Raw genomic sequence first — 9,531 nt, 5'->3', positions numbered from 1 at the left:
TCGATGCGCTGGCCGCGGAACTTCACCTGGAAGTCGGTGCGGCCGATGTAGACCAGTTCCGGTTCGCCACCGGCCGTGGGAGTCCAGCGGACGAGGTCACCGGTGCGGTACATGCGCTCGCCCGGCGCACCGTACGGGTCGGCGACGAAACGGTCGGCGGTCAGGTCGACCCGGCCGTGATACCCGCGCGCGAGCTGGACGCCCGACAGGTACAGCTCACCCGCGACCCCGAACGGCACGGGACGTAGACGCGAATCCAGCACCAGCGCACCGGAATTCCACACCGGACGACCGATCGTCACGGCGGCGTCGGGCCGCACCGCGGCCTCGGTTGCATGCACGGTGAACTCGGTCGGGCCGTACAGGTTGTGCAGCGCGGCCCCCGGAATCGCCGCGTGCACCTGGGCGGCGGCGGACGGCGGAAACGCTTCACCGGCGACGAGCACAGCACGCAGGGACGCGGCACCCCCGGACCCGAGCACCGAGACGAAGGGACCGAGCATCGACGGCACGAACGACACCATCGTGACCGACTGATCGTCGATCAACTGCGCGAGATAGACGGGGTCGCGGTGCCCGTCCGGCTCCGCGATCACCATGCGCGCACCGGCGATCAGTGTGCAGAACAGTTCCCACACCGAAACATCGAAGGTCACGGGGGTCTTGAGCAGCACCACGTCGGACGAGTCGATCCCGAAGCGATCCGTGAGCCACAGCACCTGGTTCACCACGGAGCGCTGCGCGACGGACACACCCTTCGGGCGGCCCGTCGAGCCGGAGGTGAACAGCACGTACGCGGTGTTGTCCGGACGCAGCACCGATCGCCGGTCGGCGTCGGTGACGGGTGCGTCGGAGACGGTCGGATCGTCGTCGCCGGCGACGAGCACGGTCCGGTCGCCGAACCGCTCGGCGTCGGCGGCGTCGGCCACCAGCACGCACAGCGGCGCGGCGGTGTCGAGGATGTAGTCGATCCGGTCGGCGGGCTGATCCGGGTCGACGGGCACGTAGGCGCCGCCCGCGGTGAGCACCGCGTACATCGCCACCACGAGATCGGCGGACCTGCGCATGGCCAGCGCGACCCGCACCTCGGGCCCGACGCCCTGCGCGACCAGCCGTCGCGCGAGCCGGTTCACCCGGGAGGCGAACTCGCCGTAGGTCAGGCTCTGCCCGCCGGACACCACGGCGACCGCACCGGGGTTGTCCGCGGCGCGCGCCTCGAACAGCGCCGGTAAGGTCGTTGACGCGTCGATGGCGTGCCGCATCGCGTCGACACCTGCCACGAGCGCGTCGCGCTCGGCCGCGTCGAGCAGTTCGATGTCACCGACCACGGCAGCGGGATCCGCCGCGACCGCTTCCAGCACCCGCACGAAGCGGGCGGCGATCGACTCGACGGTCGCGGTGTCGAACAGGTCCGTCGCGTACGACATCTCGACGAGCAGACCGTTGTCGGCGCCGTCGGGATGGTCCGCAACCGTGACCTGCAGGTCGAACTTCGCCAGGTCGTAGTCGAATTCGACGCCGCTGACGGTCAGACCCGGCAGTTCGAGCCGGGTGTTGTCCATGTTCTGGAACGCGAGCGCCACCTGGAACAGGGGATGCCGGGACTGCGACCGGACCGGATTGAGGACCTCGACAAGCCGCTCGAACGGAACCTCCGCGTGGGCGAAGGCCCGCAGGTCCGATGCCCGGACCCGGGACAGCAGTTCGGTGAACTGCTCGGCGGGATCGACCGCCGAGCGCAGGACGAGCGGATTGACGAACATGCCGATCAGGTCGTCGAGCGCGACGTCCCCACGGCCCGCGACGGGAGAACCGATTGCGATGTCGCGCGAGCCGGACAGCCGCGACAGCAGTACGGCCAGCGCACTGTGCACGACCATGAACAGCGTGGCGTTGTTGTCCCGCGCGACCGCGTTCAGCCGGTTCCGGAGCTTCGCGTCCACGGAGAACCGCAGCAGGTCACCGTGGCTGGTCGCCACCGCCGGACGCGGCCGGTCGGTGGGCAGCGGAAGCTCGTCGGGCAGATCTGCGAGTTCCCGCTTCCAGAAGTCGATCTGGCGTGCCGCGACCGACTCCGGATCGTCCTCCGAACCGAGCATCTCCCGCTGCCAGATGCTGTAGTCGGCGTACTGCACCGTCAACGGCTGCCAGTCGGGGGACTCCCCCGCCGACCGCGCGGCGTAGGCGGTCATGACGTCCCGGGTGAGGGGACCCATCGAGAAGCCGTCCCCGGCGATGTGGTGCACGGAGAACGCCAGCACGTGCTCGGTCGCGCTGATCTCGAACAGCCCCGCCCAGAACGGCACCCGCTGGGTGACGTCGAACGGTGCCGCCATCTTCTCCGCGATCCGCTCGGCGACCTCGCTCTCCGACACGGCCACCGGGCTCAGGTCCGGGATGACCTCGCGGGTCGGCACGACCTTCTGGTAGCCGACGCCGTCGACCTCCGGGTACACCGTCCGCAGCACCTCGTGCCGCGCGAGCACGTCGGCCACCGCGATCTGCAGGGCGTGCCGGTCGAGAAGCCCGGACAGCCGCAGCGCGAACGGAATGTTGTTGACCGCGGAGTCGGGTTCGAGCTGGTTGAGGAACCACATGCGCTGCTGCGCCAGCGACAGCGGCACCCGGTCGGGACGCGGCATCGGACGCAACGGAAGCCGCGGCCTGGTTCCGCGGTCGGCGGCCTCGTCGACGAGTCGCGCCAGATCGGCCACGGTGGGCGCGTCGAAGAACTCCCCGACCTCGACGTGCACCGAGAACCGCGAGTTGATCCGGGCGACGGCTCGCGTCGCGATGAGCGAGTTGCCGCCGAGCTCGAAGAAGTCGTCGTCGGCGCCGACCCGCTCCGCACCGAGGAGGTCCGCGAAGATCTGCGCGACCGCCTGTTCGGCGGGCGTCGACGGTTCGCGGTACTCCCGCGCGGACGCGAAGTCCGGGGCGGGCAGCGCCTTGCGGTCGAGCTTTCCGCTGGCGTTGAGCGGGAATTCGTCGAGCTGGACGAACAGGTTCGGAACCATGTAGTCCGGGAGCCGCTCGCGGGCGGTCGCGGTCAGCTCGGCCGTGTCGAGGGTGACTCCCCCCGTCGCGACGACGTACGCGACGAGGTGGTCGCCGGTGACCGGATCGGAGTGCACGACCACCACGGCCTGGGACACGTCGTCCCGTCCGAGGATCGCCGCTTCGATCTCGCCGAGTTCGACGCGCAGTCCGCGCAGCTTGACCTGGAAGTCGACGCGTCCGATGTAGTCGAGCTGTCCGTCGGGGCGGCGCCGGACGAGGTCACCCGTCCGGTACATGCGTTCGCCGTTGCGGCCGGTGGGGTCGGCGACGAAACGATCCGAGGTCAGATCCGGCCGGGCGACGTAGCCGCGCGCGAGCTGGACACCCGACAGGTACAGCTCGCCGGGGACGCCGGGCGGGACCGGCCGGAGCGCGTCGTCGAGCACGTGCAGTCCGGTTTCGTCGACGGCGGCGCCGATCGGGATCGTCCTGTCGCCGCGTGCGGTCGCGTAGTAGGTGACGTCGACGGCGGCTTCGGTGGGACCGTAGAGATTGTGCAGCTCTGCCGAGCTGATCTCGTGGAAGCGGGCGACGGTCTGCGCAGGCAGCGCCTCGCCGGACGCGAAAACGTAACGGAGAGAATCGGTTCGGGAAGCGAGCGGCTCCGCGACGAAGACCGAGAGCATCGACGGCACGAAGTGCAGTGCCGTCACACCGCGGTCGGCGATCGTGCGGGCGAGGTACTCGGGGTCGCGATGACCGTCGGGCACCGCGATCACCAGGCGCGCTCCGACCTGCAACGGCCAGAAGAACTCCCACACCGAGACGTCGAACGTGAACGGAGTCTTCTGCAGGATGACGTCGGCCTCGGTGAAGCCGTACTCGCGCTGACGCCAGCGCAGATTCGCCACGATGGCCCGATGCGCGACGGCCACACCCTTGGGCAGGCCCGTCGAGCCCGACGTGAAGATGATGTAGGCGGTGTTGTCGGGGCGCAGCGGACCGGTGCGGTCGGCGTCCGCGAGCGGAGCCTCGTCGAAACCGGTCAGGTCGAGCCGATCCACCTCGTGGAGCGCAACGTGTGCGGGCACCTCGATTCCGTCGCGCGAGGTCGTCAGGACCGCGACGGGACGTGCTGCGGCGAGGACGTGCGCGATGCGGTCGGCCGGGTGGTCCGGGTCGAGCGGCACGTAGGCACCGCCGGCCTTGACGATGCCGTACATGGCGACGAGCAGATCCAGCGATCGGCGGATCGCGAGGCCCACCGTCGTCTCCGGACCCACGCCGATCGAGACGAGGTAGCGGGCCATTCGGTTGGCGGCGGCGTCGAACTGCGCGTAGGTGAGGGTCTCCCCCTCGAACTCGAGGGCGATCGCATCCGGCGTGCGGGCGACCTGCTCCTCGAACAGCGCCGGCAGGGTGTCGGCCGCCCGGGCGACGACGGGCACGTCGACGACCTCACCGGTGTCGCAGATGAGGGTCTCGACGACACCGGCGAGGCCACCGTCCGCTTCGGATTCGAGCAGGGCGGGAACGAGGTTCGACAGCACCACCGGAACGAGGGCGTCCGGACCGAGCGCTCCGCCCATCGCGGTGTCGAGAACGGTCAGTTCGTCGTGGAGCGTTCCGTAGGTGACGGCGGTGTCACCGTGCGAGAGCGCGACCCGCTCGGGCGCTACCGCCGCCACCTCTGAAATCAGCCGCGGGAGGTCCTCGATGGTGAGAGATTCCTGACCGGGCTTCCGAACCGACATCTACCTTTTCCTCTGTGTCGCCAAGCTCTGCGCTTGGGTGATGAGTGACTCGATCAGTGCGGCGTATCCGTCGACGCCCAGGGCCGGGAGGATTCCCGGAACCAGACCGGACAGGGCCACCGAGACCTGCGCCTCCGGCTTGAGCGTCGCCCCCATCGCCTTGGCGACCGACACCAGCTTGTCGTTCAACGCACCGAAGGTGACGGTGGCGTCGCCGTGGGTCAGGGCGATCTCGTCGGGCCGGGCTGCCGCGGCGGCCGCCACCAGCTCGGGCAGGTCCGCGGCAGTGAGCTTCCGCTGCGGCGTCAGGCTCGCGCGTTCCTCGTCGTCGAGGATGTCGATCTCGCGGATCACGACGCCGGGGTTGTCGGTGACCGCGTCGACGACCCGCAGGTACCGCTTCGCGAAGCGGGCGACGGACTCCTCGTCGAACAGGTCGGTGGCGTACGTGAACAGCAGCCGGATGCCTCCACGGCGACCGTGCTCGTCGAACATCTCGCCGCCGCTGAGCTGCAGATCGAACTTCGCCTGGTCGAAGTTGCCCTCGACCACCGAGACCTCGAGTCCCGGCAGCTGCAGCGACCGCGGCGCCATGTTCTGGAACGCGAACAGCACCTGGACGACCGGCGAGTACGCGGCGGTCCGGCGGCGGCCGAGCGCGTCGACGACCCGCTCGAACGGCACGTCGGCGTTGCCGAACGCCCCGAGGTCGCGGTCGCGGACCTGGGCGAGCAGATCGACGAACCCGGCGCTCGACTCGACCTCCGTGCGCAGGGCCAGAGTGTTGACGAACATGCCGATCAGATCGTCGAGCGCCGCCTCACCGCGACCGGCGGTCGGCGTTCCGATGACGATGTCGCCGGTCCCGGTCAGCTTGGACAGCAACACCGCGAAGGCGGCGTGCATCACCATGAAGACCGTCGAGTTGTGCTCGCGCGCAACCTTGTCCAGCAGTTCGGCCTGGTTCGCATCCAGCGCGAACTCGTACTCCGCGCCGCGCATGGAGGCGCGTGCGGGCCGCGGCCGGTCCGTCGGCAACTCGAGCAGTTCGGGGGCGCCGGCGAGCGTGGACGACCAGTAGTCGAGCTGCCGCGCCACCGCGGACTCGGGGTCGTTCTCGTCACCGAGGATCTCCCGCTGCCACAGCGCGTAGTCGGCGTACTGGACCGGCAACGGCGACCAGGTCGGCATCTCGCCGTCGAGACGGGATGCGTAGGCCGTCATCACGTCCCGGGTGAGCGGGCCCATCGAGAACCCGTCCGCGCTGATGTGGTGGACGACCATGACCAGCACGTGATCGGTGGGGCTGACCGAGAACAACCGGCCTCGGACCGGCGCACTCGTCGTGACGTCGAACCCGGTACCGATCATCTCGGCGATCCTGGTCGGCAGCAACGCCTCCGACACCTCCACCGGCGCCAGGTGCGGCGCGGCGTCGGCGACCGGCAGGATTTCCTGCACCGGTCCGTCGTCGGTGTCCGGGTAACGGGTCCGCAGCACCTCGTGCCGGTCGAAGACGTCCCGCACCGCAGCACCGAGCGCCGGCACGTCGAGCAGGCCCGACAGCCGCAGCACGACCGGGATGTTGTAGGCGGCGGACGCCGGATTCATCCGGTTGAGCACCCACATCCGCTGCTGCGCGAGCGACAGCGGCACCCGTTCCGGATGCGGCCGTGCGACCAGCGCCGGTCGCGCTCCCGATCCCACGCCGGCTTCCGCACGAGCCGCCAGCGCCGACACCGTCGACGCCTCGAACAGCGCCCGGACCGGAACCGTCGTATCCAGCGCCGCACCGATCCGTGCCGTCACCTGCGTCGCGAGCAGCGAGTTGCCACCCAGCATGAAGAAGTCGTCGTCGGCACCGACCCGCTCGGTCCCGAGCACCTCCGCGAAGATCCCGGCCACGATCTGCTCGATCGGGGTGGCAGGGGCACGGAACTCCTTGGCCTCGAACACCGGTTCCGGCAGCGCCTTACGGTCGAGCTTGCCGTTGATGTTCAGCGGCAGCGCGTCGAGCACGAGGAAGACCGCCGGCACCATGTAGCCCGGCAGGCCGCGGACGGCCTCGGCACGGATGTCGTCGACGACGAGATCCGCCCCGGTGACCGGAACCAGGTAGGCGACCAGCTGATCGCCGAGCCGATCGTCGTGGTGGACGAGCACGACGGCCTGCGCCACGGACGGATGCGCCGCGAGCACCGCCTCGATCTCGCCGAGCTCGATCCGGAATCCGCGGACCTTCACCTGGAAGTCGGTGCGCCCGACGTACCGGAGGGTGCCCTCGTCGGTCCAGGCGACGAGGTCGCCGGTGCGGTACAGCCGGCTTCCGGCCGGGCCGAACGGGTCTGCGACGAACCGTTCCGCCGTCAGATCCGGGCGCCCGAAGTAGCCCCGGGCCAGCTGCGTACCGGCGAGATACAGCTCGCCGAGGACACCGGACGGGACCGGCCGCAGCCGCTCGTCGAGCACGTACAGCCGGGTGTTCCACTCCGGTCCGCCGATCGAGACGGTCGCGGTGTCGTGCTCGGTCACCTCGTGACTGGTGACCGACACCGCGGCCTCGGTGGGCCCGTACAGGTTGAACAGCGCCGTGTTCGGGTTCCCGGACCGCACGGTCTGCGCGAGGTGCGCAGGCAGTGCCTCACCGATGGCGAGGACGCGCCGCAACGACGAGGGCAGTGCCCCACCGGATTCCGTCGTCAATGCTTCGATCATCGACGGCACCGCGTGCAGCGTGGTCACGCCGCGGCTGCGCATCAGTTCGTTGAGATAGGCCGGATCACGGTGACCGCCTGCCTCGGCGACCACCAGGCGCGCACCGGACACCGGCGCCGACCAGAACTCCCACACCGACAGGTCGAACGTGGCCGCGGTCTTCAGTAGCACCGCGTCCCCGGAGCCGAGATCGAATTCCGCCTTCTTCCAGAGCATCTGGTTGACGACAGCACGATGCGAGACGGCGACGCCCTTGGGCCGGCCGGTCGAACCGGACGTGAAGATCACGTACGCGGTGTTGTCCGGATGCAACGGTGCGAGACGTTCGGCGTCGGTGACCGGAGCTTCCGCGCCGGACGCGCCGACGTGGTCGTCGACGAGGACCACCGCACGGTTGCCGTCCACCGCGAATCCGTCGCGCGCGCTCGTGAGCACACACACCGGGTCGGCGGTGTCGAGGATGTACTCGGTGCGCTCCGCGGGCTGATCGGGATCGATCGGCACGTAGGCGCCGCCTGCCGCGGACACCGCGTACATGCCCACCACGAGGTCGATCGAACGACGCATCCCCAACGCCACCAACGATTCCGGGCCGACCCCGGCGCCGATCAGGCGGCGGGCGAGCCGTGCGACCCGGGCACCGAACTCGCGGTAGGTCAGCGTCGTCGTCTCGTCCTCGATCGCCGGGGCGTCCGGCGTCGCGGCGACCTGGGCGTCGAACAGCGACACCAGTGTCGCGTCCGGAACGGTGCGCGCCGTGTCGTTCCACTCGGTGAGCATCCGGCCACGCTCGTCCGGCGCGAGGATCTCGATGTCGCCGACGGGCGCTGCCGGATCGGTGACGATCGATTCGAGAACCCGCACGAACCTGCCGGCGAACGACGCGACGGTGTCCTCGTCGAACAGATCGGTCGCGTAGCTGAACACCGCGTCGATCCCGGCCGGTGCTCCCGCGTCGTCGTACCGGTCGGTGAGGAACAACTGCAGGTCGAACTGCGCGACGCCGGTGTCGAGTTCGAGACCGGACACCGTCAGGGCCGGCAGCTCGAGCGAGGTGCGGGACAGGTTCTGGAAGGAGAACCCGACCTGGAACAGCGGGTGGCGGGCCGTCGAGCGCTGCGGGTTCAGCACCTCGACCAGCCGCTCGAACGGCACATCCGCATGCGCGAATGCGTTCAGGTCCGTCTCGCGGACCGCTTCGAGCAGCTCGCCGAACGACAGTTCCGGACGCACACCGGTCCGCAGGACGAGGGTGTTGACGAACATGCCGACGAGGTCGTCGAGCGCCCGCTCACCGCGACCGGCGATGGGGGTACCGACGGCGATGTCGTGGGTACCGGACAGGCGCGCGAGCAGGACCGCGAACGCGGCGTGGGCCACCATGAACAGCGTGGTGTTGCCGCTGCGCGCGACCGCACCGAGCCGCTGATGCAGCTCCGCGTCGATCTCGAACGTGACCCGTCCACCCCGGAACGACTGGGTCGCCGGGCGCGGCCGGTCGGTCGGGAGCTCGAGCTGATCGGGCACGTCCGCCAGGGCCTCGCGCCAGTAACCGATCTGCTTCGAGATCAGCGACGCCTCGTCGTCCTCCGCACCGAGCAGCCGCCGCTGCCAGATTGCGTAGTCGGCGTACTGCACCGCGAGCGGATTCCAGTCCGGCGCACGACCGTCCAGACGGGCGGCGTAGGCGGTCATCAGATCCCGCGCGAACGGCCCCATCGAGGAACCGTCGGCCGCGATGTGGTGCAGGACCAGCGCGAGGACGTGCCGCTCCGCGGAGAGGCTGTACAGGCGGATCTGCAGCGGCACCGCCGTGGTCACGTCGAACGCGGTCGCCGCCAGCTCGGCCAGCAGGCCCGGCAGCTCCGACTCCGTGGTCACCACGGGTTCGAGATCCGGGACCGCCTCGGCCGCAGGCAGAACGACCTGCACCGGGGCACCCGCGTTCTCCGGGTACACGGTGCGCAGCACCTCGTGCCGGGCCACCACGTCGGCCACCGCGGCACGCATCGCCGCCACGTCCAGGCGGCCCGTCAGGCTCAGCGCCATCGGGATGTTGTAG

General features: G+C 70.0%; 2 protein-coding genes. Both read right to left on the bottom strand.

Going from position 1 to position 9,531, the window contains the following annotated elements; all coding sequences use genetic code 11:
* Positions 1-4,754 (bottom strand): non-ribosomal peptide synthetase (locus tag I0Q12_RS33890; RefSeq protein WP_231611416.1); only part of this gene is annotated, 4,754 nt, incomplete at its 3' end.
* Positions 4,755-9,531: non-ribosomal peptide synthetase (locus I0Q12_RS25210; RefSeq protein ID WP_231611415.1), on the bottom strand; the 4,777-nt coding region annotated here is incomplete at its 5' end.

The organism is Rhodococcus sp. CX, assembly GCF_015865005.1.
Classification (GTDB): Bacteria; Actinomycetota; Actinomycetes; order Mycobacteriales; family Mycobacteriaceae; genus Rhodococcus.
This window is presented reverse-complemented; position numbering and strand designations above follow the sequence as displayed.